The sequence below is a fragment of the Streptomyces sp. NPDC059166 genome, assembly GCF_042755185.1.
Lineage (GTDB): Bacteria > Actinomycetota > Actinomycetes > Streptomycetales > Streptomycetaceae > Streptomyces.
This window is the reverse complement of sequence record NZ_JBHZCI010000016.1, coordinates 98,516-120,125: the sequence shown is the minus strand read 5'-3', so window position 1 is coordinate 120,125 and position 21,610 is coordinate 98,516. Positions and strand designations below refer to the sequence as shown.

Sequence of the window (21,610 nt, the reverse complement as noted above, 5' to 3'; positions counted from 1 at the left end):
CCACGTCGGACGGGCTTTCCCGCCGGGTTCGCTGCTTAGCGTGGCGCAGGTTCGGGAAGACGCCAGGACGTGACTCCACGTATCGAGGACTACGCCCTCATCGGCGATCTGCAGACGGCTGCCCTGGTCGGCAGGAACGGTTCCGTCGACTGGCTGTGCCTGCCCCGCTTCGATTCGGGCGCCTGCTTCGCGGCCCTGCTGGGCGACGAGGACAACGGACACTGGCGCATCGCACCCCAGGGCACCGACAGCACCGAGAACTGCACCCGCCGCGCCTACGTGGACGACTCCCTCGTGCTGGAGACCTACTGGGAGACCAGGACCGGGACGGTCAAGGTCATCGACTTCATGCCGCAGCGCGACAAGGCGCCCGACGTCATGCGGATCGTCGAGGGGGTCAGCGGCAGCGTCGACATGAGCTCGGTGCTGCGGCTGCGGTTCGACTTCGGCTCCGTGGTGCCGTGGATGCGCCGCTCCCACGGCCACCGGGTGGCCGTGGCCGGCCCGGACTCGGTCTGGCTGCGCAGCGAGCCGGCCGTCAAGACGTGGGGGCAGCAGTTCAGCACCTGCTCCTCGTTCACCGTCACCGAGGGCGAGAAGGTGGCCTTCGTCCTCACCTGGCACCCCTCCCACTCGCCCCGCCCCAAGCTGATCGACCCGCACAAGTCGCTGAAGCACACCCTCGCCGACTGGGCGAAGTGGTCGGCGAAGTGCACGTACCGCGGCAAGCACCGGGACGCCGTGCTCCGCTCCCTGATCACCCTCAAGGCACTCACCTACGCCCCCACGGGGGGCATCGTGGCAGCCCTGACCACCTCGCTGCCGGAGGAGATCGGCGGTGTACGGAACTGGGACTACCGCTACTGCTGGCTGCGGGACTCCACCCTCACGCTCGCCGCGATGGTCTCGGCGGGCTATCTCGAGGAGGCCGCCGCCTGGCGGGACTGGCTCCTGCGCGCCGTGGCAGGCGACCCCGCCGACCTCCAGATCATGTACGGACTCGCCGGGGAGCGCAGACTCCCGGAGACGGAGCTGACCTGGCTGAGCGGCTACGAGAACTCCCTGCCGGTCCGCTCGGGCAACGCGGCGGTCAAGCAGCGGCAGCTCGACGTGTACGGAGAGGTCATCGACTCACTCAGAGTGGCCCGCGACGCCGGGCTCGACGACAAGCCGCACGCCTGGAACCTGCAGCTCAGCCTGCTCGGCTTCCTGGAGTCCTCGTGGCGTGAGCCGGACGAGGGCATCTGGGAGATCCGCGGGGAGCGCCGGCACTTCGTGCACTCCAAGGTGATGGCCTGGGTGGCGGCCGACCGGGCCGTGCGCTCCCTGGAGGAGAACCCGGAGCTGCCCGGTGACGCCGACCGGTGGCGCGCGATGAGGGACGCGGTGCACGCAGAGGTCTGCGAGAAGGGCTACGACCCCGAGCGCAACACCTTCACCCAGTACTACGGCTCCCGGGAGCTGGACGCCTCGACGCTGCTCATCGTCCGTACCGGTTTCCTCCCGCCCGACGACCCCCGCGTACGGGGGACGGTGGACGCGGTGCGCGAGGAGCTCGCCCACGACGGTCTGATCCGCCGCTACAGCACGGCCGGCAATTCCGTGGACGGTCTCCCGGGTGATGAGGGAGCCTTCCTCGCCTGCTCGTTCTGGCTGGTCGACGCCCTGCTGCGGACGGGCCGCAGGGACGAGGCCGAGGCGCTCTTCGACCGGCTGCTGGAGCTGCGCAACGACGTGGGGCTGCTGGCCGAGGAGTACGACCCGGCGGCCCGGCGCCAGCTCGGGAACTACCCGCAGGCGTTCAGCCACATCGGCCTGGTCAACAGCGCGGTCGACCTCGCCGGGGCGGACTTGGCAGGATAGGGCCATGGATCTTGGACTGAAGGACCGTGTGTACATCGTCACCGGCGCGACCCGCGGGCTGGGCAACGCCACAGCGCGCGCCCTCGCCGCCGACGGGGCGAAGGTGATCATCTCCGGCCGGGACGAGAAGAGCGCAGCCGAGGCCGCCGCCGAACTGGGCCCGGACGCCGTCGGACTCGGCGCGGACAACGCCGACCCGCTGGCCGCGCGGCGGCTCGTGGACGTCGCGAAGGACCGCTTTGGCAGGCTGGACGGCATCCTCGTCAGCGTGGGCGGTCCCGCCCCCGGCTTCCTGGCCGACAACACGGACGACCAGTGGCAGTCGGCCTTCGAGTCGGTCTTCCTCGGCGCGGTGCGCCTGGCCCGTACGGCGGCCGAGGCACTCGGCGAGGGCGGTGTCATCGGATTCGTGCTGTCCGGTTCGGTGCACGAGCCGATCGGCGGCCTGACGATCTCCAACGGGCTGCGTCCCGGCCTCGCCGGCTTCGCCAAGTCCCTCGCGGACGAGCTGGGCCCGCGCGGTATCCGCGTCGTCGGTGTGCTGCCGTCCCGGATCGACACGGACCGGGTGCGTGAACTCGACGCGCTGTCCGGTGACGCGGAGGCCGCGCGCGCGGCCAACGAGGCCCGTATCCCGCTGCGGCGCTACGGCACCCCGGAGGAGTTCGGGAAGACCTCGGCCTTCCTGCTCTCCCCGGCGGCCTCCTACCTGACGGGCATCATGGTGCCGGTCGACGGCGGCGCCCGCCACGGCTTCTGACACCGGCGGCCGCGTCCCCGGCGGGTTCCGGCACCCCGCCCCTCGACCCGACGTCCGGGGGCCGGCACCGCGTCAGCTCACGCGCTGGGCGCTGTGCTTGACCGCCCTCAGCCGCACCTCGGCCGGCAGCTCCTCCAGTCCGGCCGAGGCACGCGCGTGGTCCAGCGCACCCTCGGAGAGCCCGCGCAGCGCCTGCCCCGGCGAGACATCGGGCTCCATCCGCATCCGGACCCTGGCCCGGGGGGCGGTGCGCTTCCCGGTCAGGGCGACCTTGGCGTCGGACACCCCGGCGATTCCACCCGCCTCACCGGCCAGCACCCCTTCCAGGGCCCTGCCTCGCAGCAGCGCGCCCTCGCCGTCGCCGCTGTCGACCAGCACCTCGGCGAGGCGGCCGCGGCGCAACTGGGCGAGGAGCCACCACAGGGTGAGGACCACCAGGACGGCGAGAGCGGCGATGACCGCCGGCCACCACCAGCCCTCGTCCCTCCACCGGGTGCGGTCGGCCTTGCTGAGCAGGACGTCGTCGGGGCCGCCGAAGGGCCACCAGGAGGGGACGGACGCACCGAGCCCCGCCGCGAGGACGGCCCCGCCGACGACGACGAGGACCAGCCCCACCAGCGCGAGCAGCAGCCTGTTGACGGTCTTGATCACGGCGTCACCCCTTCTTCGCCGTCCGGCGTACGTGCACGGAGAGGCCGGGCGGCCTCGCGAGGTCCAGTTCACCGACGGCGTCACCCAGCACGCCGTCCAGGTCGGCCCGCACGTCGTCGAGTTCCCGGAAGTGCGAGAAGGCGCGCACCTTGGCCCTGCGCCGGCCCATCCTCACCCGCACGGACTGCACCCCGGCTACCTGGACGGCCCGGTCGCGCAGGACCAGGGCGGCCGCGGTCCGGTCGAGTCCGGCGCGTACCCCGGGGCGCCTGCGGTTCATCGGGAGCAGTGCGCGCAGCCCGGGGGTGAGGGCCAGCAGGAGCAGCCAGAGACCGAGTGCGGCGGCCAGGGCCGAGCCCGCCAGGACCCATACGTCGTCGAGGTGACGGGTGGCCAGGTCGTCGGCGGCCGAGCGGCGCCACTGCATGGCGGGGTGACCAGCACGCACCGCCGCGACGTCGTAGAGCAGGAGCCCCGCCCCGCCGAGGAGGATCAGGGCGACGACGGCCGCGGGGATCCTGCGCCCGGACCAGAACCGGCGGGTCCTGCCGCCGGGGGGGTGGACCGGTTCGTAGGACGAACCGGACGCCGACTGGTCCATCTCGAGTACACCGCCTGCCGGCCGCTCCACCGTGGGCAGGGGCCGGGTGCTGTCGTCCCCGTCGTGGGGCTCGGTCATCGGGTGCTCCCCTCCGGTGCGGTGCCCTCGGCGGACGGATGCAGCCGCTCGACCTGTACGGCCACATCGGGCACGTCCATACCCGCCAGTGCTCCTACCCGCTCGGTCACACGCCGACGCACCGCCCCGCACCTGCGCCCGATGTCGCAGGGGTAGGGCAGGTCGAGGCTGACCCGTACCCGCGCGGCGTCGCGGTGCACGGTGACGGTGGCGCGCGGCGCGGCGCCGCCGGGGGGCCGTTCACCGACCGCCTCCTTCGCCGCCTGCGCGGCGATCTTGGCGACGACCCGGTCGGCGATCCGGGTCTCCCCGCGCTCGGCGGCGGGGACCCGTTCCGTCACCGCCGTCACCGTCGCCGGTCGCCGCGGTCGCGACCCCGGAAGAGGTCGCCCGGTTCCAGGTCGCCGTCCAGGAAGCGACCGGCGATGAATCCGATCGCGCCCAGGGCCGCCACCAGCAGAAAGGCCCCGAAGCCGCCGAAGTATCCGGCGAAGCCGAGAGCCATGCCGGCCACCATGCCGACCACAGCCATGCTCATCGTTTGCTCCTCAACTGCCGCGCGGGGGAGGGCCTACTGGACGCGGGACGCGGACTCTTCCTCGTCGTCATCCTCGTCGGGCAGCTTGACGTCGGTGACGGCGATGTTGACCTCGACGACCTCGAGCCCGGTCATCCGCTCCACCGCCGCGATGACGTTCTCCCGCACGTCCCGTGCCACTTCGCTGATCGCCACCCCGTACTCGACGACGATCTCCAGGTCGAGGGCGGCCTGCGACTCACCGACCTCAGCCTTCACGCCGCGGCTGACGGACTTGCCGCCGCCGGGGACCCGGTCGCGTACCGCGCCGAAGGTCCTGGAGAGGCCGCTGCCCATGGCGTGGACGCCTGAGACGTCCCGTGCCGCCATTCCGGCGATCTTCTCGACCACGCCGTCGGCGATCGTGGTGCGCCCCCTGGTGCCGGGCGCGCCCCCGCCGCGCTTGGTGAGCTGGTGCTGCCGGCCCTCGTCCCCTCCGGTCAGGCTGCCGGGGCTGTCGGGCCGGTTCCGCTGCGGGCTCTCGGTCATCGCCGCTCTTCCCTTCGGGACGGGGGGTTGGACTTCCGTGGCCCACAGTAAGTGCGCTTCCCCGGTCCCGCGCCGTGGATGGGGCAGGGTGGGGCAATGACTACGGCTGACGGCCCGCACCGGGCCGACGGATGGACCGCCGCGGTGCGCGAGCGGCTCGGCCTGGGACGGCTGCTCCCATTGGGCGGCCCCGAGGACGGTTCCTGGATCGCGGAACGGGCGGCGGCGGGGGTGCTGCGGCAAGCGGCGTCGGGGTCGGGGGCCGCGCTGGAGAAGCTCAGGATCGATACGGCGGACGCCTCCCGCGCCCCTGCGCCGGTGGTGCCGGGGCCGCCCGGCGCGCTGCCGCCCGGGCCGCTGCGGATCGAGGCCGATTTCTGCGCCACGGTCCGCCGTCCGCTGCCCGCCACCGCGGACGCGCTGCGGGCGGTTCTGCTGTCGGCGGCGGCCACGCGGCTCGGCCTGCTGGTGGAGGAGGTGGACCTCCGGGTCACCGACCTGCTGGAGCAGGAGCCCCCGCCCGGGGCCGGTGCGGTGGCGGGGATCCGTACGGCGGAGCCCGAGGGGCCCGTGGGGAACGCGGCGGCCGGGGTTCCCGGTGTGGTGTCGCTGACCCGGTCGCTGGGAAGCGCGGTCCTGGCCGGTGAGGGCCATGTCCGGGTGGAGGTGGCGACCGCAGGGGACCACCGGGCGCTGGATGTCGCCCGGGCCGTCCGGGCCGCCGTGGCCGAGGCCGTGGAGGACCGCCCCGCGGTCGCGGTCCTGGTGACGGCGGTGGTGGAAAGGGACTGAACAGGGCCCCGCCGTACGGGGCCCTGCCGGGGAGGACGTCTCAGTCGGCGAGGCCCGCGAGGTCGCGCAGCCGACGGCCCTGGGCGGCCCGTTCGGCGATCCGCTGCTCCTCGTAGGAGCGTGAGACGGCCCCGCTCAGCAGCGCCTTGGTCTCGACCACCGCGTCACGTGGGGCGGCGAGCAGGGCGGCGGCCAGGTCGGCGGCCGCCGCTTCGAGCTGGTCCGCGGGCACCACGAGGTTGGCGAGACCGGTGCGCTCGGCCTCCTCGGCGTGCACGAAGCGTCCCGTCGCGCAGATCTCGAGCGCGCGGGCGTACCCCACGAGGTGCACCAGCGGGTGGGTGCCCGTGAGGTCGGGCACGAGACCGAGGCTGGTCTCGCGCATGGCGAACTGCACGTCCTCGGCGACGATCCGCAGGTCGCAGGCGAGGGCGAGCTGGAAGCCGGCGCCGATCGCGTGCCCCTGGACGGCCGCGACCGACACGATGTCGTTGCGGCGCCACCAGGTGAACGCCTCCTGGTACTCGGCGATGGTCGCGTCGAGTCCGGCCTCGGGGCCGCGCGCCATGTCAAGGAAGGACGGTTCCCCGTCGAAGCCTTCGGGGGCGAATGCCTGCCGGTCCAGTCCCGCGGAGAAGGACTTGCCCTCGCCGCGCAGCACGACGACCCGCACGCTGCCGGGAAGCGCTCGTCCGGCTTCGGTCAACGCCCGCCACAGAGCGGGAGACTGGGCGTTGCGCTTGGCCGGGTTGGTGAGCGTCACCGTGGCAACCGCGTCATCGACGGTGAGCCGTACGCCGTCCTTGTCGAACACAGGGTCGAGCGAGGTCATGGAGCGCCTCCGGATCGGGTGCAGTCAGCACTTACTGGCAAGTAACTGAACAGTAACCACCCGGACGACCCGATGGTCGCCCGGGTGGCCACCCGGTGTTCCGGTGAAATCCCGGAGCCGGTGCGGACCGGATCCGGCCGGCGCCCGTGCCGTCAGGCCGAAGCGGCCTTCTTGCCCCGAGTCGCCCCGCCGCGTCCCCGCAGCGTGACTCCGGATTCACTGAGCATCCGGTGGACGAATCCGTAGGAACGGCCGGTTTCCTCGGCCAGCGCCCGGATACTCGCACCGGAGTCGTACTTCTTCTTCAGGTCTGCCGCGAGCTTGTCACGCGCGGCGCCGGTAACCCGGCTGCCCTTCTTCAGAGTCTCGGCCACCCGTGCCTCCTCAAGGAAGTGCGCTCTGGACTCTCATGATCACCCCTCCCGCGCTTCCTGGCCACCCATTCGGCAAGGTACGTAGGACCGGATTCCGCGTACCGGGACGGCCGGACACAAGCGGAATCCGGGATTCCCGGGGATATCGGAAGGCGATGGAGCGAGCGCCCGGAAGAAATTCCAGGTCAGGGCCGTATGGGGCGGGATGGCCGAAAATGAGTGCGCCCGGCAGATATCCGCCGGGCGCCGCGCCGGGGTACGAGACGCGCTCCCCCAGATGATGGATCACCGATGGGCCGAATGATCCAGACCCGCTGGATCACCGGGCCGGGCGAGAGGGCCGCGGGCCGTGGATCAGGCGAGGGCGACCAGGTCCCGGTAGTCCGCACCCCAGAGGTCCTCGACGCCGTCGGGCAGCAGGATGATCCGCTCGGGCTGGAGCGCCTCCACCGCGCCCTCGTCGTGGGTGACGAGGACGACGGCGCCCTTGTAGGTGCGCAGGGCGCCGAGGATCTCCTCGCGGCTGGCCGGGTCGAGGTTGTTCGTCGGCTCGTCGAGCAGCAGCACGTTCGCGGACGAGACGACCAGCGTCGCCAGGGCGAGACGGGTCTTCTCACCACCGGAGAGCACTCCGGCGGGCTTGTCGACGTCGTCGCCGGAGAACAGGAAGGAGCCGAGGGTCTTGCGGACCTCGACGAGGTCGAGGTCGGGCGCCGCGCTGCGCATGTTCTCGAGGACCGTGCGGTCCGGGTCCAGGGTCTCGTGCTCCTGGGCGTAGTAGCCGAGCTTGAGGCCGTGGCCCTCGATGACCTGGCCGGTGTCGGGCTTCTCGGCGCCGCCGAGGAGCCTCAGCAGTGTGGTCTTGCCCGCACCGTTGAGGCCGAGGATGACGACGCGCGAACCCTTGTCGATGGCGAGGTCGACATCGGTGAAGATCTCCAGCGAGCCGTAGGACTTGGACAGCCCCTCGGCCATCAGCGGGGTCTTGCCGCAGGGGGACGGTTCGGGGAAGCGGAGCTTGGCCACCTTGTCGGAGACCCGCACCGCCTCCAACCCGGAGAGCAGGCGCTCGGCTCGCTTGGCCATGTTCTGGGCGGCGACCGTCTTGGTGGCCTTGGCGCGCATCTTGTCGGCCTGGGAGTTGAGGGCGGCGGCCTTCTTCTCCGCGTTCTGGCGCTCGCGCTTGCGGCGCTTCTCGTCGGCCTCGCGCTGCTGCTGGTAGAGCTTCCAGCCCATGTTGTAGATGTCGATCTGCGCGCGGTTGGCGTCGAGGTAGAACACCTTGTTGACCACGGTCTCGACGAGCTCGACGTCGTGGGAGATCACGATGAAGCCGCCGCGGTAGCTCTTGAGGTAGTCGCGCAGCCAGACGATCGAGTCCGCGTCGAGGTGGTTGGTGGGCTCGTCGAGGAGCAGGGTGTCGGCGTCCGAGAACAGGATCCGGGCGAGCTCGACACGGCGGCGCTGACCACCGGACAGGGTGTGCAGGGGCTGGCCGAGCACCCGGTCGGGCAGGCTGAGCGCGGCGGCGATGGTGGCGGCCTCGGCCTCGGCGGCGTACCCGCCCTTGGTGAGGAACTCCGTCTCCAGGCGTTCGTACTTCTTCATCGCCTTCTCGCGGGTGGCGCCCTTGCCGTTCGCCATCCGGTCCTCGTTCTCCCGCATCCTGCGCAGGATCTCGTCGAGGCCGCGGGCCGAGAGGATCCGGTCGCGGGCCAGGACGTCGAGGTCGCCGGTGCGCGGGTCCTGCGGGAGGTAGCCGACCTCACCGCCGCGGGTGATGGTGCCGCCGGCCGGGGCGCCCTCGCCCGCCAGGCACTTGGTGAGGGTGGTCTTGCCCGCGCCGTTGCGGCCGACCAGGCCGATGCGGTCGCCCTTGGCGATGCGGAAGGAGGCGGACTCGATGAGGATGCGGGCGCCGGCGCGCAGCTCGATGCCGGAGGCGGTGATCACGGAAGTACTCCAGGGCGGAATGGACGGCGGAGGGACACGGGGCTCACGACTCGACGCCGTCTAGTGCACAAGGAGATTTGCCATGGGACTCAGTCTACTGGCGGTGTCCACCTGCTTTTCCGCGCGCACCGGGCGCCGCACCCCTGGCCTGCGGCGTCGGTGGCCGGGCGGCGGCGACCGGTGGAAGACTGAGACGCACATCACAGCGAAGTGGTGCGAGTCGCAGGAAAGAGGGTGAGCGCGATGGCACCGTCAGGCGGCCTTCCCACGGTCTTCCCGGCGCTGGTCTACGACGACGCCCGGGCCGCGATCCGGATGCTGACCACGGCCCTGGGCTTCACCGCGGAAGCGGTGTACGAGGGCGAGGACGGTTCCGTGGTCCACGCCGAGCTGTCCTGCGGCAACGGAAGGGTGATGCTCGGCTCGAAGGGGCACGGCGGCGCGTTCGCGGAGGCGATGGCCTCGGCGGGGCCCGCCGCGGTGTACGTGGTCGTCGAGGACGTGGACGCGCATCACGCGCGGGCCGCCGGGCACGGGGTGGAGATCCTGATGCCGCCCACGGACCAGGACTACGGCTCGCGTGACTACACGGCGCGGGACGCCGAGGGCAACGTGTGGAGCTTCGGGACGTACGCCCCGGGGGCTTCGGGCTGAGGGCCCCCGGGGCGGCGCGAGCGGTCAGACCCCGCCGGTGTGCACCTGGAACGCGGCGCGGCGCACCGCCTTGGCGAGGGCCGGATCGGGGTGCGCCGCGGCCAGGGCCACGAGGACCTGGACGGTGCGGGGGTGGCCGACGGCCCGGACCTCCTCCAGGAGCGCGGGGACCGTGCCCTGGACGGCGGAGTCGAGATGGCGCACCAGCAGACCGGTCTCACCGTGGTCGGCCACGGCGGCGGCGGTGTCGACCCACAGCCAGGTGGCCTCCTCACGGCTGAGGACGTCCTGGGCGTCGTCGGGGTCGGTGCCCTCGTACTCGGCGAGCCAGAGCAGCGCGTAGGGGCGCAGCGGGGTCTCTGTGACGACGGAGCGGACGACGGGCTCGGCGGGGGCTCCGACGACGCGCAGGGCCTCGAAGGCGAGTCCGCGCAGCAGGGCGTCCTCGCCCCGGGCGACGGCCAGCAGTTCGGCCACGGCGGTGCCGACGGTCCGGGCGGCGAGCCAGGCGCGGTACTCGGCACGGGCCGGTCCGGGGGTGAGGCGGGCGCAGCCGAGCAGCATGTCGGCGGCCGGCTGTTCGATGTTGCCCGCGGGGCTCTGGGCGGCGACACAGATCTGTTCGAGTTTGACCCAGACCGCCCAGTTGCCCAGCGGGGTGAGGGTGGCGTGCCCGGCGCCCAGGGTGAGGGCGCCGACCGAGGCGAGCCCTTCCAGGGCCCAGTCGAGCAGCAGGGCGTTCAGGCCGTCGGACCGCTCGCCCGCACGGGCGGGCCGCTCCTGCGGGCCGAACGGCACCTCGCACCGCTCCTCGTGGAGTTCCGCGACGCGCTGGCCCAGCAGGTCGAGGAGCGCGGGCACGGTGACGGGCCCCGCCGAGAGCTGGAGCAGGGAGAGGACCTGCGGTACGGCCTCGATGGCCTCAGCGACGGCGGTCGCCTCCACGCCCTCGGGCGAGGGGTGGACGAGCGACCAGGCGTCGAAGAGCGCGACCCAACCGCGGAGGACGGCGGAGTCGTCCCGGTCCCAGGCTCTCAGCCGCCAGCCCGGGCGGGCGGTGGTGCCGTGGATCTCGACCAGCCCGGCCAGCCTGGCACGGTCCCAGCCCGCCCGGACCTGGGCCGGGGAGAGTTCCAGCGCGGTGGCGGCGCGCTCCAGGGCCCGGGCGGCGAGCGGGGCGGAGCCGGGGCCCGTACCGCCCGCGGCCCAGTGGGCGATGCGCACGGCGTCGGCGAGCACCGTCCTGGCCTGGCGTGCCAGCTCCGCCGGGGGCGGTGTGCCCTCGGGCGGGCGGGGAGCCGGCCTGGTGCGCCGGGTCGTCACGGCCTTTCGGGCGGTCGCCTGGGGTCGCGGGCGGACAAGTCGCAGCCTGGAGTCGCGCGGGGTACGGGACGTCACGAGGAGCAGTCTTGCCTCTGACGGGCCGAAAGCCCAAACGGAAGCCGTGTCACCAGCGTTCGCGGCACCGCGGGGCCGGGTGACCAACCGGGCGGTTCCGTGCCATCAGCTCACATCAGGGGCGTGAGGAAGCGGCGGAGGGCCTCCTCGTATCCCGCCGGGTCGGCGTTCCACATCGCCGCATGCGGAGCGTCTTCCACGGAGTGCAGGGTCACCAGGTCGGGCCGGCGTTCGGCGAGCTCCCTGGACGGCCCCCAGGGCGCCAGGCCGTCGCCGGGTCCGTGGAACAGGAGCGTGGGCACGCGGAGGGCGGACGGCACCGGCGTGTCCAGGAGCGGAGCTCCCTGCAGTCCGGTCCGGCCCTGGGCGGCGCGTACGGCGAGGGGCAGCATCGCGGCGGGGACGCCGCGGGCCGAGGCGAGCGCGCGCAGGGTGGCCCTCCAGTCCATGACCGGGGAGTCCAGGACGAGGCCGCTGACGCGGTCGCGGAGCGCGGAGTCGACGGACGCGTGCAGGGCCATCGAGGCACCGGTGGACCAGCCGTGGAGGATCACGTTCTCGGCCCCGTAGCGCACGGCGTAGCGGATGGCGGCGTCGAGGTCGCGCCACTCCGACTCACCGAGGTGGGAGAGCCCGTCGGGCGACCGCGGCGCCCCGGGGTCGCCCCGGTAGGTGATGTCGAGCACCGGCAGCTGCTGCTCGTGGAGGAACCCGATGACGTTCAGCGGGTGCTCCCTGGTGGTGCCCAGGCCGTGCACGGTGATCACCCAGGTGTCGCGGGCCCCCGGCACGAACCAGGCCGGCATGGGGCCGAGCTCGCCCGGGACCTCCACCTCCTTGTGGCCGAGGCCGAGGGCCGCGAGCGGGTCGCCCCGGTGGAGCTCCGGGGTGAGCCGGACCCTGGTGCCCGGCTTGAGACTGCCGAGGGTGACGCGCTCCAGACCGCGGACGACCGTGTCGGCGGAGAGCGTGCCGTGGTGCGGCCGTTCCTCGACCACGGGGCCCACGACCGCGTGGACGCCCTTGGCGGTCACCCCGTACACGCCGGGGCGCAGCGCGGGGAAGGACCGGGTGAGCGTGATCCGTCCCGCGTCGGTGGCGTGCACGGTGACACGGCGGTCGCCGGGGAAGGGGCGTGGCGACGGCGCCCCGAGGGCGGCGTCGCTGGCGTGGCGTCCGGCGGCGACCGCTGCCGCGCCGACGCCGAGGACCGAGGTGGCGGCCACTGCCGCCGCTGTTGCCGGGCGCACGGCCCCAGTCTCCCGGGCCGGGAGGGCACCGGCCAGTGGGCGGGGGCCGTACGGGCTCAGCCCGGCTGCCCGTATCCCTCCAGGGCCCGGGTCACCTCGTCGAGCTGGGTCTCGGTGAGGAGGCTGGGGCGGTGGCCGGGTACGGAGCTCGCGGTGAGCCAGAGCCTGCACATCCACTCCAGCTGGGCGGTGCGGTCGTAGGCCTCGTCGAGGGTGGCGCCGTAGGTGACGGTTCCGTGGTTGCGCAGCAGGCAGCCGGTGCGGCCGCGGAGCGCGAGGAGCACGTTCTCAGCCAGTTCGGGGGTTCCGTAGCGGGCGTAGCCGGCGGTGCGTACGGGGCCGCCGAGCAGGGCGGCGGCGTAGTGGATCAGCGGCACCTCGGGGACGAGGGTGGAGACGGCCGTGGCGTGCACGGCGTGGGTGTGGACGACGGCGGCTGCGTCGGTGCCGCGGTAGACGGCGAGGTGGAGCGGGAGTTCGCTGGTGGGTACGAGGCCGCCCAGGACCTGGCGGCCTTCGAGGTCGACTCCGACGGCGTCCTCCGGGCCCAGCCGGTCGTAGGGGACCCCGCTGGGGGTGACCAGCACGATCGGGCCCACCCGCGCCGACACGTTGCCGGAGGTGCCGACGACGAGGCCCTCGGCCGTCGTCCTCCGGGCCGTCGCGACGACACCGTTCCACGCCTCTTCGATCGCCCTGCGTTCCGCTTCACCCATACGGCGATCCTAGGGCGGGTGACCGAAGTCTCCTCAGTGGGGCATTTCGGGCAGGAGCGGGCGCGGCGCACCCGGGCCGGGGCCAGGCCCCCCACCGGCCGCGAGGCATGCGGAGCACCGGTTGCGGACACAAGCGGAACCGACGCACACGTTTGGGGTCACCCTGCCGCCCTGCCCAGTTCATCTTCCGTTCACCAAGGTTGCCTACGTTCCACGTGCCAATGACGTCGAACGATTGCCTGGGTAAATGGAACACATCACGCTGCTGCTCGCGATCGTGATCGTGACAGCTCTCGTGTTCGATTTCACGAACGGTTTCCACGACACCGCCAACGCGATGGCCACCACCATCTCCACCGGTGCCCTCAAGCCCAAGACGGCGGTCGCCATGTCCGCCGTGCTCAACCTCGTCGGCGCGTTCCTGTCGGTGGAGGTCGCCAAGACGATCTCCGGCGGGATCATCAACGAGGACGGCCTCAGAACCGAGGTCATCTTCGCCGCGCTCGTCGGGGCGATCCTGTGGAATCTGCTGACCTGGCTGGTCGGCCTGCCCTCGAGTTCCTCCCACGCCCTCTTCGGCGGCCTCATCGGCGCGGCGGTCATGTCGGCCGGCTGGTCCTCGATCAACGGCGGCACGGTCGTGACGAAGGTCCTGCTGCCGGCGATCGCCGCTCCCGTGGTCGCGGGTCTCGCCGCCCTGCTGGCGACGAAGCTGACGTACCGCCTCAACCGGAAGATCACCGACGAGGCACAGCTGAAGTCGACCGCCAAGGGCTACCGGGCCGGCCAGATCGCCTCCGCCGGTCTCGTCTCGCTCGCGCACGGCACCAACGACGCGCAGAAGACGATGGGCATCATCACCCTGGCCCTGGTCACCGGGGGTGTCCTCTCCCCCGGCTCCAACCCGCCGGTCTGGGTCATCGCCTCCGCCGGTGTCGCGATCGCGCTGGGCACCTACCTCGGCGGCTGGCGCATCATCCGCACCATGGGCAGCGGCCTCACCGATCTCCGTCCCCCGCAGGGCTTCGCGGCCCAGACGAGCGCGGCGACGGTCATCCTGGCCTCCTCGCACCTCGGCTTCTCGCTGTCCACCACGCAGTCCTGCTCCGGCGCCGTGATGGGCGCCGGTCTCGGACGCAAGGGGGGCGTGGTCCGCTGGTCCACCGCCACCCGGATGTTCGTCGCCTGGGGTCTGACGCTGCCTGCGGCGGGCCTGGTCGGCGCCGGCGCCGAGTTCCTGACCAAGCAGGGGGCCTGGGGCGTCGCGGTGGTCGCCGTGCTGCTCGTCGCGGGTTCCGGTGCCATCTGGATGCTGTCGCGCCGCAAGCCTGTCGACCACACCAACGTCAACGCGACCGAGGCGGAGCCGGCGGGCGTGATCACGACCGCCATCGCGGCCGTCACCCCGCCGCCCGTCGGTGTGGCCCCCTCGGAACTCAAGACCACCATTCCCGCTCCGGAGACCCAGGCCGACCCGGCCCGGCCGGCCACGGTGTAAGGACGGAACCGCATGAACATCGACTGGGCGGCACTCGCCTCCGTCTTCGGCGTCAGCCTCGTGGTCACCGTGGCGCTGGTCGGCCTCTTCACTCTCGGCATCACCGGCCTCGCCAAGCTGGTCCCGTCGGCACAGGGCGGTGGTGGCGGCGTCCTCGCACGCACCGGCGCGTACGCCTGCTTCGCGCTGTGCGCGGGGGCGGTCGCCTACGGGATCCATCTGATCGTGGCCTGACGGCCTCACCCGACGCACCGGGCCGGGACACACTTCGGGGGTCCCGGCCCGGTGTGCGTCCGCGCACACCGAACCCTCGCAGGTCAATGGCAGGTTGACGGGTATTCGCGGCGCGTGGTGGACTGCCGGAGCCATTCACGGCGACAGGAGAGGAAGCCGGTGCGAATCCGGCGCGGTCCCGCCACTGTCACCGGGGAGCAGCCTCCACACGGAAGTCACGGCCCGCACACGCGGACTGGAAGGCCGGAGGAACTGCGGATCCGGGAGCCAGGAGACTCTCGTCGCCGGTCACGTCGAACCAGGGCGCGGACCCTGAGTGAGGACATACGCCATGCCTGGCTGCCCTGCGTCGGTCGCCGTACCACCTGTCCCCCGGCCCCTCCGAGGCACGAGCGCGGGCTGAGCGGTGAGAGCCGACCGCGTCTTCGCGTACGGCGCCGCCGCCGGTCTGATCGGCGACCTGCTGCTGGGGGACCCCCGGCGGGGACACCCGGTCGCCGGTTTCGGGCGCGCCGCGGCGCGCGCCGAGAGCCTGCTGTGGCGTGACCACCGCGGCTGGGGCGCCCTGCACACGCTCGTCTGCGCGGGCGGCGCCGCGGGCACGGCCGCGCTGGCGGCCCGTGCCGTGCGCGACCGCCCCGTCCTGGCCGTCGCGCTGACCGCGGCCGCGACCTGGTCCGTCGTCGGGGGTACCTCGCTGGCCCGTGAGGCCCGTGCCGTCGGCGGCGCGCTGGCCGCGGGTGACATCGAGGCCGCCCGGGAGCGGCTGCCCCATCTGTGCGGCCGTGATCCGCAGGCGCTCGACGGTCCGGGGATCGCCCGCGCCGTGGTGGAGTCGGTCGCCGAGAACACCTCCGACGCCGTGGTGGGGGCGCTGGTGTGGGGTGCGATCGGCGGGGTGCCCGGACTCGTCGGTTTCCGGGCCGTGAACACCCTGGACGCGATGGTGGGGCACAGGTCGCCCCGTTACCTGCGCTACGGCTGGGCGTCGGCCCGGCTGGACGATCTCGCCGGCTGGCCGGGCGCCCGGCTGACCGCCGTCCTGGCGGTGGCGGCCGGCGGGCGCCCGCGCGAGGCGGTACGGGTCTGGCGCTCGGACGCGCCGAGGCATCCCAGCCCCAACGCGGGCCCGGTGGAGGCCTCGTTCGCGGGGGCGCTGGGTGTACGCCTCGGCGGGACCCTCGCCTACGGCGGGCGGGTCGAGCACCGGCCGGTGCTCGGCGGGGACACGGGCCGGGAGGTGCGCGTCACCGACATCGAACGCGCGGTGCGGCTGTCGCGCCGTGTGAGTGTGCTGGCCCTCGCGGTGTGCGCGGCGGGCCGGATCGCCATGGGACGGAGAGCGGGATGAGCGGCGGGCTGCTGGTCGCCGGGACCACGTCGGACGCGGGCAAGAGCGTCGTCACGGCCGGCATCTGCCGGTGGCTGGTGCGCCGGGGGGTGAAGGTCGCACCGTTCAAGGCGCAGAACATGTCGCTGAACTCCTTCGTCACCCGGGAGGGTGCGGAGATAGGCCGCGCCCAGGCGATGCAGGCACAGGCCGCCCGCGTCGAGCCGACGGCCCTGATGAACCCGGTGCTGCTGAAGCCGGGCGGCGACCGCTCCAGCCAGGTCGTCCTGATGGGGAAGCCGGTCGGCGAGATGAGTGCCCGCGGATACCACGGGGGACGGCAGGAGTCGCTGCTGGGCACGGTCGTGGACTGCCTGGAGCAGCTGCGGAGCACGTACGACGCGGTGATCTGCGAGGGCGCGGGCAGCCCGGCGGAGATCAATCTGCGGCGCACGGACATCGTGAACATGGGCATCGCCAGGGCCGCGGGCTTCCCCGCCCTGGTGGTCGGGGACATCGACCGGGGCGGGGTGTTCGCCTCGTTCTTCGGCACGACGGCCCTTCTCGCCCCCGAGGACCAGGCGCTGATCGCCGGATACCTCGTCAACAAGTTCCGCGGTGACGTCTCGCTGCTGGAACCCGGCCTCGACATGCTGCTCGGGCTGACCGGCCGGCCGGTGTACGGGGTCCTGCCGTACGCGCACGGGCTCGGCATCGACGAGGAGGACGGGCTGCGGGTCTCGATGCGCGGAACCGTACGGGAGTCGGTGGTGGCTCCCCCGCACGGCGAGGACGTGCTGCGGGTCGCCGTGTGCGCGGTGCCGCTGATGTCGAACTTCACCGATGTGGACGCGCTGGCCGCCGAGCCGGGTGTGGTGGTGCGGTTCGTGGACCGGGCGGAGGAGCTCGTCGACGCGGACCTGGTGATCGTGCCGGGGACGCGGGGCACCGTGAAGGCGCTGGCGTGGCTGCGGGAGCGCGGCCTCGCCGACGCTCTGCTGCGCCGGGCCGCCGAGGGGCGGCCCGTGCTGGGGATCTGCGGCGGGTTCCAGGCGCTGGGCCGGTGGATCGAGGACGACGTGGAGTCACGGGCCGGTCTGGTCGAAGGGCTCGGGCTGCTTCCGGTGCGGGTCCGCTTCGGCCGCGAGAAGGTCCTGGCGCGCCCGGCCGGTACGGCACTGGGGGAACCGGTGGAGGGGTACGAGATCCACCACGGGGTCGCCGAGGTGGACGGCGGCGAGCCGTTCCTCGACGGCTGCCGGGTGGGCGAGGTCTGGGGGACGCACTGGCACGGGTCGCTGGAGAGCGACGCGTTCCGGCGGGCGTTCCTGGGCGAGGTCGCCCGGGCCGCGGGGCGGCGGTTCGTCCCCGCGCCCGACACGAGCTTCGGGGCGCTGCGGGAGCAGCAGCTCGACAGGCTGGGCGATCTGGTCGAGGAGCACGCGGACACCGACGCGCTGTGGCGGCTGATCGAGCACGGTGCCCCCGCCGGGCTGCCGTTCATCCCGCCGGGGGCACCGCCCGCGCCCGGGAGACCCGCCGGGCGCGACCGTACATCTGTGATCGCCACCGAGGAGGCTTCGTGAGCACGCCCTATCCCTTCACCGCGATCGTCGGGCAGGACGATCTGCGGCTGGGACTCCTGCTGAACGCCGTCAGTCCCGCCGTCGGCGGGGTGCTGGTCCGGGGTGAGAAGGGGACAGCCAAGTCCACCGCCGTCCGGGCGCTGGCCGCGCTGATGCCGGAGGTCACGGTCGTGGCCGGGTGCCGGTTCTCGTGCGACCCGCAGGCGCCCGATCCCGCGTGCCCGGACGCCCCGCACGAGGCGGGAGGGGGCACAGCGCGACCGGCGCGGACCGTGGAGCTCCCGGTAGGCGCGTCGGAGGACCGCCTGGTGGGTGCGCTCGACATCGAGCGGGCGCTCTCGGAGGGGGTGAAGGCCTTCGAACCGGGCCTTCTCGCCGACGCCCACCGGGGGATCCTCTACGTCGACGAGGTCAACCTCCTCCACGACCATCTGGTGGACCTGTTGCTCGACGCGGCGGCCATGGGTGCCTCGTACGTGGAGCGGGAGGGCGTCTCCGTACGGCACGCGGCCCGCTTCCTGCTGGTCGGGACGATGAACCCGGAGGAGGGCGAGCTCAGGCCGCAGCTGCTGGACCGCTTCGGGCTGACCGTCGAGGTGACGGCCTCCCGGGACACCGACGAGCGCGTCGAGGTGGTGCGCCGCAGGCTGGCGTACGACGACGATCCGGAGGCCTTCGCCGCACGGTGGGCCGGCGAGGAGTCCGCGCTGCGGGAGCGGATCACCGCGGCGCGCGCCCTGCTGCCGCGGGTGGTGCTCGGTGACGGGGTACTGCGCCGGATCGCGGCGACCTGTGCGGCGTTCGAGGTCGACGGGATGCGCGCGGACATCGTCATGGCCCGTACGGCGACGGCGCTGGCCGCGTGGGCGGGCCGCGACGAGGTCGTCGCGGACGACGTACGGCAGGCAGCGCTGCTGGCACTCCCCCACCGGCGCCGGCGCAACCCGTTCGACGCCCCGGGGCTGGACGAGGACAAGCTGGACGACACTCTGAGGGACGCGGCGGACGAGCAGGGCGGGGGCGACGACGACCCCGACCCGGGTCCCGACGGTCCCGGCGGCGGAGTTCCCCCGCAGGGCACCGGCCCCGACGACGACGGCGGCGGCGCGACAGATCCGGGCGGTGCCGGCGACGGTGTCTCCGGCGGTCAGGGCTCCGGCGAGGGGGACGCTCCCCCGGCGGGCGGCGGAGCGGGTGAGCAGCAACCCGTGCGGGCCGGCGAGCCGTTCCGTGCGAAGGCGCTCAGCGTCCCCGGTCTCGGTGACGGCGCCGCGGGGCGGCGCTCCCGGGCCCGGACGGAGCACGGCCGGACCACCGGGTCACGGCGGCCCGAGGGGCCGCTGACCAAGCTGCACCTGGCGGCGACCGTGCAGGCCGCGGCCCCGCACCAGCGGGCGCGCGGGCGGTCGGGCCGGGGGCTCGTCGTACGCAGGGACGATCTGCGTCAGGCCACGCGTGAGGGGCGTGAGGGGAACCTCGTGCTGTTCGCGGTGGACGCTTCGGGTTCGATGGCGGCCCGCCGGCGGATGGGCGCGGTGAAGGGGGCGGTGCTGTCGCTGCTGCTGGACGCCTACCAGCGGCGCGACAAGGTCGGCCTGGTCACCTTCCGGGGTGGCGGCGCCGAGGTAGCGCTGCCGCCGACCTCATCGGTCGACGCGGCGGCCGCGCGGCTGGAGTCGCTGCCCACCGGCGGGCGCACCCCGCTGGCCGCCGGACTGCTGAAGGCGCACGACGTGCTGCGGGTCGAGCGGCTGCGCGATCCGTCGCGGCGGGCCCTGCTCGTCGTGGTGACGGACGGACGGGCGACCGGGGGCGTCGATCCGGTGGCGCTGGCGGCCAGGGCGGCGCGGCTGCACGCCTCGGAGGGCACCGCGTCGGTCGTCGTCGACTGCGAGTCGGGATACGTGCGCCTCGGTCTCGCCGGACAGCTCGCCCGGGATCTAGGGGGCTCCGCGGTCACCCTGGACGAGCTGCGCGCCGACTCGATCGCCGGACTGGTCAAGGACATCACCGCTACGCGAAGGGCCGCTTGATGCCACAGGGACAGCCGGTATCCGTACCGGACGACGGACTGACGACCAGGCAGCGGCGCAACCGGCCGCTGCTGTGCGTCCACACCGGCACGGGGAAGGGGAAGTCGACGGCGGCCTTCGGGCTGGCGCTGCGGGCCTGGAACCAGGGGTGGCCGATCGGGGTGTTCCAGTTCGTGAAGTCGGCGAAGTGGAAGGTCGGCGAGGAGAACGCGCTGAGGGTCCTCGGCGCGAGCGGCGAGGGCGGCACCGTCGACTGGCACAAGATGGGCGAGGGCTGGTCGTGGGTCCAGCGGGACGATCAGCTGGACAACGAGGCGAAGGCGCGCGAGGGCTGGGAGCAGGTCAAGCGAGACCTGGCGGCCGAGACGTACAAGCTCTACGTGCTCGACGAGTTCGCCTATCCGATGCACTGGGGATGGATCGACACCGACGAGGTCGTCGAGGTGATGCGGAACCGCCCCGGGACCCAGCACGTGGTGATCACGGGCCGCAACGCGCCGGCCGGGCTGATCGAGGCCGCCGATCTGGTGACCGACATGTCGAAGGTGAAGCACCCGATGGACGCGGGCCAGAAGGGCCAGAGAGGCATCGAGTGGTGAGCGTCCCCCGTCTGGTCGTCGCCGCGCCGGCCTCGGGCAGCGGCAAGACCACGGTCGCCACGGGCCTGATGGCGGCGTTCGCCGCACGCGGCCTCGCGGTGTCCCCGCACAAGGTGGGGCCCGACTACATCGACCCCGGCTACCACGCGCTCGCGACCGGCCGCCCGGGGCGCAATCTCGACGCGTACATGTGCGGGCCGGAGCTGATGGCCCCGTTGTTCGCCCATGGCGCGCGGGGCTGCGACCTGGCCGTGGTCGAGGGGGTCATGGGGCTGTACGACGGAGCCTCCGGACAGGGCGAACTCGCCTCCACCGCCCAGGTGTCCGAGCTGCTGCGGGCGCCCGTGGTGCTGGTCGTCGACGCCTCTTCCCAGTCCCGCTCGGTGGCCGCCCTGGTCCACGGTTTCGCCTCCTGGGACCCGCGGGTGCGGATCGGCGGGGTGATCCTCAACAAGGTGGCGTCCGACCGTCACGAGGCCTTGCTCAGGGAAGCGCTCGACGAGTCGGGGCTGCCGGTTCTCGGGGTGCTGCGGAGGGCGCCGCAGGTGGCGACGCCCTCGCGCCATCTGGGGCTGGTTCCCGTGGCCGAGCGGCGGGCCGAGGCCCTCGACGCCGTACGCGCGATGGGCGACCGGGTGCGGGAGGGCTGCGACCTCGACGCCCTGCTGGCCCTGGCCCGTTCGGCTCCGGACCTGCCCGGCGAGGCCTGGGAGCCCGCATCCCACCCGGCGCCGCCGGCCCGTCCGGTGATCGCCGTGGCGGGCGGCCCGGCGTTCACCTTCGCGTACGCGGAGCACGCCGAGCTGCTGACCGCGGCGGGGGCGGAGGTCGCCGTCTTCGACCCCCTGCGCGACGAGAAGCTGCCCGCCGGTACCGCGGGGCTGGTCATAGGGGGCGGCTTCCCCGAGATGTACGCGCCGGAGCTGTCGGCCAACGAGCCGCTGCGCCGGGCGGTGGCCGAGCTGGCCCTGTCGGGCGCGCCGGTGGCGGCGGAGTGCGCGGGCCTGCTCTATCTGGCCCGTGAGCTGGACGGACGCCCGATGTGCGGGGTGCTGGACGCGGCCGGGCGGATGTCGGAGCGGCTGACGCTCGGTTACCGGCAGGCGGTCGCGGTGGCGGACAGCTCGCTGGCGGCGGCGGGCACCCGGATGCGCGGGCACGAGTTCCACCGGACGGTGCTGGAGCCCGGCGCCGGTACGACGCCCGCCTGGGGGCTGCACCAGCCGGAGCGGCGGGTGGAGGGCTTCGTGCAGCAGGGTGTTCACGCGAGCTATCTGCACACGCACTGGGCGGCGGCGCCCGGGGTGGCGAGGCGTCTCGTGGAGCGATGCGGGGCGTGAGG

Annotated in this window: 22 protein-coding genes and 1 riboswitch; of the genes, 11 read left to right on the top strand and 11 right to left on the bottom strand. The window is 73.4% G+C overall.

The window, feature by feature from the left end:
- Positions 1-69 precede the first annotated feature (69 nt).
- Both ACFXOA_RS14750 and ACFXOA_RS14745 read left to right on the top strand, forming a co-directional pair.
- The gene (locus tag ACFXOA_RS14750) at positions 70-1,863 is read left to right on the top strand and encodes a glycoside hydrolase family 15 protein (RefSeq protein WP_385027027.1); all 1,794 of its coding nucleotides are present in this window, start codon (positions 70-72) and stop codon (positions 1,861-1,863) included.
- Between the two features lie 4 nt (positions 1,864-1,867).
- On the top strand, positions 1,868-2,623 hold the full coding sequence (locus tag ACFXOA_RS14745; protein ID WP_385027024.1) for an SDR family oxidoreductase: 756 nt from the start codon (positions 1,868-1,870) through the stop codon (positions 2,621-2,623).
- Between the two features lie 72 nt (positions 2,624-2,695).
- Here the strand turns inward: ACFXOA_RS14745 and amaP are convergent, their stop codons facing one another.
- From amaP to ACFXOA_RS14720, 5 genes are read right to left on the bottom strand one after another with little or no spacing between them, the layout of a single operon-like run.
- A complete protein-coding gene (gene amaP / locus ACFXOA_RS14740; protein ID WP_385027021.1) occupies positions 2,696-3,274 on the bottom strand; it encodes an alkaline shock response membrane anchor protein AmaP in 579 nt (192 codons plus the stop codon).
- Positions 3,275-3,278: 4 nt separating this feature from the next.
- Positions 3,279-3,953 carry a DUF6286 domain-containing protein gene (locus tag ACFXOA_RS14735; protein ID WP_385027018.1) on the bottom strand — a complete coding sequence of 225 codons (675 nt, stop codon included), beginning with the start codon at positions 3,951-3,953 and terminating at the stop codon, positions 3,279-3,281.
- Entirely contained in the window at positions 3,950-4,303 is a 354-nt protein-coding gene (locus ACFXOA_RS14730) for a hypothetical protein (protein ID WP_385027015.1), read from the bottom strand. Before ACFXOA_RS14730 ends, ACFXOA_RS14735 begins: the two co-directional genes overlap by 4 nt.
- A complete protein-coding gene (locus ACFXOA_RS14725; RefSeq protein ID WP_385027012.1) occupies positions 4,300-4,491 on the bottom strand; it encodes a hypothetical protein in 192 nt (63 codons plus the stop codon). The genes ACFXOA_RS14730 and ACFXOA_RS14725 overlap by 4 nt, the downstream gene beginning before the upstream one ends.
- Before the next feature lie 33 nt (positions 4,492-4,524).
- On the bottom strand, positions 4,525-5,019 hold the full coding sequence (locus ACFXOA_RS14720; RefSeq protein ID WP_385027009.1) for an Asp23/Gls24 family envelope stress response protein: 495 nt from the start codon (positions 5,017-5,019) through the stop codon (positions 4,525-4,527).
- 96 nt (positions 5,020-5,115) lie between these two features.
- On the opposite strand from ACFXOA_RS14720, the gene ACFXOA_RS14715 reads away from it, so the two are divergent.
- Positions 5,116-5,811 carry a hypothetical protein gene (locus ACFXOA_RS14715; RefSeq protein WP_385027006.1) on the top strand — a complete coding sequence of 232 codons (696 nt, stop codon included), beginning with the start codon at positions 5,116-5,118 and terminating at the stop codon, positions 5,809-5,811.
- 40 nt (positions 5,812-5,851) lie between these two features.
- Here ACFXOA_RS14715 and ACFXOA_RS14710 read toward each other — a convergent pair whose 3' ends face one another.
- The 3 genes from ACFXOA_RS14710 to ACFXOA_RS14700 all read right to left on the bottom strand — a co-directional run bounded on the left by ACFXOA_RS14710 (position 5,852) and on the right by ACFXOA_RS14700 (position 8,970).
- Positions 5,852-6,643: an enoyl-CoA hydratase/isomerase family protein gene (locus ACFXOA_RS14710; RefSeq protein WP_385027003.1), complete on the bottom strand. Its 792-nt coding sequence runs from the start codon at positions 6,641-6,643 to the stop codon at positions 5,852-5,854.
- 152 nt (positions 6,644-6,795) lie between these two features.
- Positions 6,796-7,017 carry a helix-turn-helix domain-containing protein gene (locus ACFXOA_RS14705; protein WP_006123601.1) on the bottom strand — a complete coding sequence of 74 codons (222 nt, stop codon included), beginning with the start codon at positions 7,015-7,017 and terminating at the stop codon, positions 6,796-6,798.
- Between the two features lie 354 nt (positions 7,018-7,371).
- Complete coding sequence (locus ACFXOA_RS14700; protein WP_385027000.1) at positions 7,372-8,970, bottom strand: ABC-F family ATP-binding cassette domain-containing protein; 1,599 nt, start codon at positions 8,968-8,970, stop codon at positions 7,372-7,374.
- A gap of 243 nt (positions 8,971-9,213) precedes the next feature.
- Here ACFXOA_RS14700 and ACFXOA_RS14695 point away from each other — a divergent pair, with 243 nt between their 5' ends.
- A complete protein-coding gene (locus ACFXOA_RS14695) occupies positions 9,214-9,624 on the top strand; it encodes a VOC family protein (protein WP_385026997.1) in 411 nt (136 codons plus the stop codon).
- A gap of 24 nt (positions 9,625-9,648) precedes the next feature.
- On the opposite strand, the gene ACFXOA_RS14690 is transcribed toward ACFXOA_RS14695, so the two are convergent.
- The 3 genes from ACFXOA_RS14690 to ACFXOA_RS14680 form a co-directional block, all read right to left on the bottom strand.
- A complete protein-coding gene (locus ACFXOA_RS14690; RefSeq protein ID WP_385027153.1) occupies positions 9,649-10,947 on the bottom strand; it encodes a hypothetical protein in 1,299 nt (432 codons plus the stop codon).
- A 185-nt stretch (positions 10,948-11,132) separates the two neighbouring features.
- On the bottom strand, positions 11,133-12,272 hold the full coding sequence (locus ACFXOA_RS14685) for an alpha/beta hydrolase (RefSeq protein ID WP_385026994.1): 1,140 nt from the start codon (positions 12,270-12,272) through the stop codon (positions 11,133-11,135).
- Positions 12,273-12,328: 56 nt separating this feature from the next.
- Positions 12,329-12,988 (bottom strand): class II aldolase/adducin family protein, encoded by a 660-nt coding sequence (locus ACFXOA_RS14680; protein WP_385026991.1) that lies wholly within the window; start codon positions 12,986-12,988, stop codon positions 12,329-12,331.
- 247 nt (positions 12,989-13,235) lie between these two features.
- Between ACFXOA_RS14680 and ACFXOA_RS14675 the strand changes: the two genes are divergently transcribed.
- The 7 genes from ACFXOA_RS14675 to ACFXOA_RS14645 all read left to right on the top strand — a co-directional run bounded on the left by ACFXOA_RS14675 (position 13,236) and on the right by ACFXOA_RS14645 (position 21,608).
- The gene (locus tag ACFXOA_RS14675) at positions 13,236-14,486 is read left to right on the top strand and encodes an anion permease (RefSeq protein WP_385026989.1); all 1,251 of its coding nucleotides are present in this window, start codon (positions 13,236-13,238) and stop codon (positions 14,484-14,486) included.
- A gap of 12 nt (positions 14,487-14,498) precedes the next feature.
- On the top strand, positions 14,499-14,720 hold the full coding sequence (locus tag ACFXOA_RS14670; RefSeq protein ID WP_385026986.1) for a hypothetical protein: 222 nt from the start codon (positions 14,499-14,501) through the stop codon (positions 14,718-14,720).
- 148 nt (positions 14,721-14,868) lie between these two features.
- Positions 14,869-14,998, top strand: a riboswitch (cobalamin riboswitch).
- Positions 14,999-15,126: 128 nt separating this feature from the next.
- The gene (locus ACFXOA_RS14665) at positions 15,127-16,071 is read left to right on the top strand and encodes a cobalamin biosynthesis protein (RefSeq protein ID WP_385026983.1); all 945 of its coding nucleotides are present in this window, start codon (positions 15,127-15,129) and stop codon (positions 16,069-16,071) included.
- On the top strand, positions 16,068-17,636 hold the full coding sequence (locus tag ACFXOA_RS14660) for a cobyric acid synthase (RefSeq protein WP_385026980.1): 1,569 nt from the start codon (positions 16,068-16,070) through the stop codon (positions 17,634-17,636). Before ACFXOA_RS14665 ends, ACFXOA_RS14660 begins: the two co-directional genes overlap by 4 nt.
- Positions 17,633-19,669, top strand: a complete 2,037-nt coding sequence (locus ACFXOA_RS14655) for a putative cobaltochelatase (protein WP_385026977.1) — start codon at positions 17,633-17,635, stop codon at positions 19,667-19,669. Before ACFXOA_RS14660 ends, ACFXOA_RS14655 begins: the two co-directional genes overlap by 4 nt.
- Positions 19,669-20,268 carry a cob(I)yrinic acid a,c-diamide adenosyltransferase gene (gene cobO / locus ACFXOA_RS14650; RefSeq protein WP_385026973.1) on the top strand — a complete coding sequence of 200 codons (600 nt, stop codon included), beginning with the start codon at positions 19,669-19,671 and terminating at the stop codon, positions 20,266-20,268. Before ACFXOA_RS14655 ends, cobO begins: the two co-directional genes overlap by 1 nt.
- A complete protein-coding gene (locus ACFXOA_RS14645) occupies positions 20,262-21,608 on the top strand; it encodes a cobyrinate a,c-diamide synthase (RefSeq protein WP_385026970.1) in 1,347 nt (448 codons plus the stop codon). The genes cobO and ACFXOA_RS14645 overlap by 7 nt, the downstream gene beginning before the upstream one ends.
- Positions 21,609-21,610 lie beyond the last annotated feature (2 nt).

What these genes read in the sequence shown, in the direction of transcription:
- ACFXOA_RS14725 (WP_385027012.1), bottom strand. Translation starts at nt 4,491, where the DNA reads ATGAGCATGGCTGTGGTCGGCATGGTGGCCGGCATGGCTCTCGGCTTC.
- ACFXOA_RS14715 (WP_385027006.1), top strand. Translation starts at nt 5,116, where the DNA reads ATGACTACGGCTGACGGCCCGCACCGGGCCGACGGATGGACCGCCGCG.
- ACFXOA_RS14680 (WP_385026991.1), bottom strand. Translation starts at nt 12,988, where the DNA reads ATGGGTGAAGCGGAACGCAGGGCGATCGAAGAGGCGTGGAACGGTGTC.
- ACFXOA_RS14735 (WP_385027018.1), bottom strand. Translation starts at nt 3,953, where the DNA reads ATGACCGAGCCCCACGACGGGGACGACAGCACCCGGCCCCTGCCCACG.
- ACFXOA_RS14660 (WP_385026980.1), top strand. Translation starts at nt 16,068, where the DNA reads ATGAGCGGCGGGCTGCTGGTCGCCGGGACCACGTCGGACGCGGGCAAG.
- cobO (WP_385026973.1), top strand. Translation starts at nt 19,669, where the DNA reads ATGCCACAGGGACAGCCGGTATCCGTACCGGACGACGGACTGACGACC.
- ACFXOA_RS14745 (WP_385027024.1), top strand. Translation starts at nt 1,868, where the DNA reads ATGGATCTTGGACTGAAGGACCGTGTGTACATCGTCACCGGCGCGACC.
- ACFXOA_RS14710 (WP_385027003.1), bottom strand. Translation starts at nt 6,643, where the DNA reads ATGACCTCGCTCGACCCTGTGTTCGACAAGGACGGCGTACGGCTCACC.
- ACFXOA_RS14695 (WP_385026997.1), top strand. Translation starts at nt 9,214, where the DNA reads ATGGCACCGTCAGGCGGCCTTCCCACGGTCTTCCCGGCGCTGGTCTAC.
- ACFXOA_RS14670 (WP_385026986.1), top strand. Translation starts at nt 14,499, where the DNA reads ATGAACATCGACTGGGCGGCACTCGCCTCCGTCTTCGGCGTCAGCCTC.
- ACFXOA_RS14720 (WP_385027009.1), bottom strand. Translation starts at nt 5,019, where the DNA reads ATGACCGAGAGCCCGCAGCGGAACCGGCCCGACAGCCCCGGCAGCCTG.
- ACFXOA_RS14675 (WP_385026989.1), top strand. Translation starts at nt 13,236, where the DNA reads ATGGAACACATCACGCTGCTGCTCGCGATCGTGATCGTGACAGCTCTC.